The organism is Pseudomonas agronomica, from assembly GCF_025917275.1.
In the GTDB taxonomy this organism is placed as follows: Bacteria; Pseudomonadota; Gammaproteobacteria; order Pseudomonadales; family Pseudomonadaceae; genus Aquipseudomonas; species Aquipseudomonas agronomica.
In genome coordinates this window covers 1-1,623 of the sequence record NZ_JAOSHO010000775.1, presented here as the reverse complement: position 1 = coordinate 1,623, position 1,623 = coordinate 1, and the positions used below count along the sequence as shown (strand labels likewise).

The following is a 1,623-nucleotide window of genomic DNA, read 5'->3' as shown; positions in this document are numbered from 1 at the left end:
CGAGGCTGCGATCTTTCCCCAGACGCTTGAGTCCCCAGCGAAAAGATCAAAAGATCGCAGCCTTCGGCAGCTCCTACACAGCTCCGACAAGGCACAACCCAAGCGGGAGCAAGCTCCCTCGCCACGATGCTGAGTATCCTTGCGTGACGTATCTACTCTGGCTGTATCGCCTCGAATGGCGCCGTGGTTTCTTCGACTGGGCCCGCAGCGACGGCGTGACCTGGGTCTATATCTTCAAGGTCTTGCTGGCCGCGTTCCTGACGTTGTGGCTGGCGATGCGCCTGGAATTGCCCCAGCCACGCACGGCGATGATCACGGTGTTCATCGTCATGCAGCCCCAGAGCGGCCAGGTTTTCGCCAAGAGTTTCTACCGTCTGCTCGGCACCTTGGCCGGCTCGGCGGTGATGGTCGCGTTGATCGCCTTGTTCGCCCAGAACACCGAACTGTTCCTCGGCTGCCTGGCGATCTGGGTCGGCATCTGCTCGGCGGGCGCGGCGCGTTATCGCAACTTCCGGGCCTATGGTTTCGTGCTGGCCGGCTACACCGCGGCGATGATTGGCCTGCCGGCCTTGGCCCATCCGGAAGGGGCCTTCATGGCGGCCGTATGGCGGGTGCTGGAAATTTCCCTGGGGATTCTCTGTGCCACCGCCATCAGTGCCGCGATCCTGCCGCAAACCGCCAGTGCCGCCATGCGCAATGCGCTCTACCAGCGCTTTGGGGTGTTCGCCCTGTTTGTCACCGATGGCTTGCGCGGGCGCAGCCAACCGGAGGCATTCGAGGCGCGCAACGTGGGTTTCATCGCCGAGGCGGTGGGCTTGGAAGGCCTGCGCAGCGTGACCGTGTTCGAAGACCCGCACATGCGCCGGCGCAACGGGCGGCTCAGTCGCTTGAACAGCGAGTTCATGAGCCTGACCACGCGTTTCAACGCCTTGCACCAATTGCTCGATCGGTTGCGCAGTGGCGCGGCGGACTCGGTGGTGAGCGCCATCAAGCCCGGATTGCACACCCTGGCCGAACTTCTGGATGGCTTCAGCGCAAGGGCCCTGACCGATGCCGATGCGGCGCGCCTGGCAGCGGCGTTGGCTGATTACAAGGCCGACTTGCCGGCCCAGGTGCGCCGCTTGCGTGCGCAGTTCCAAGAGACGGATCCCAGTGACGCGCAGCAACTGGATTTCCACACCGCTTATGAGCTGCTGTATCGCTTTGTCGAAGACCTGCATGGCTACGCCCAGACCCATGCGTCCCTGGCCGAGCATCGCCACGAGCGCGAACGCTGGGACGAGCCGTTCGTGTCGCAGACCAACGGCCTGGCCGCAGCCGCTTCCGGTTTTCGCGCTGCCTTCATCCTGCTGGTGCTGGGCAGCTATTGGGTCGCCACGGCCTGGCCGAGCGGCGCGACCATGACGATGATCGCCGCCGCCACCGTCGGGCTGTCCGCGGCTACGCCGAACCCCAAGCGCATGGCGTTCCAGATGGCCTGCGGCACGTTGTTCGGCGCGTTGGTGGGCTTCGTCGAGATGTTTTTCGTCTTTCCCCTGATTGACGGTTTCCCCTTGCTCTGCGTGATGTTGGCGCCGGTGATCATGCTGGGCGCTTTCCTCAGTTCCAGGCCGCAGCATGCCG

1 protein-coding gene is annotated in these 1,623 nt (G+C 64.1%); it reads left to right on the top strand.

All coding sequences use genetic code 11. The features are described 5' to 3' along the window. Nucleotides 1–143: 143 nt before the first annotated feature. Nucleotides 144–1,623 (top strand): FUSC family protein (locus OC610_RS27035; protein ID WP_264432385.1); only part of this gene is annotated, 1,480 nt, incomplete at its 3' end.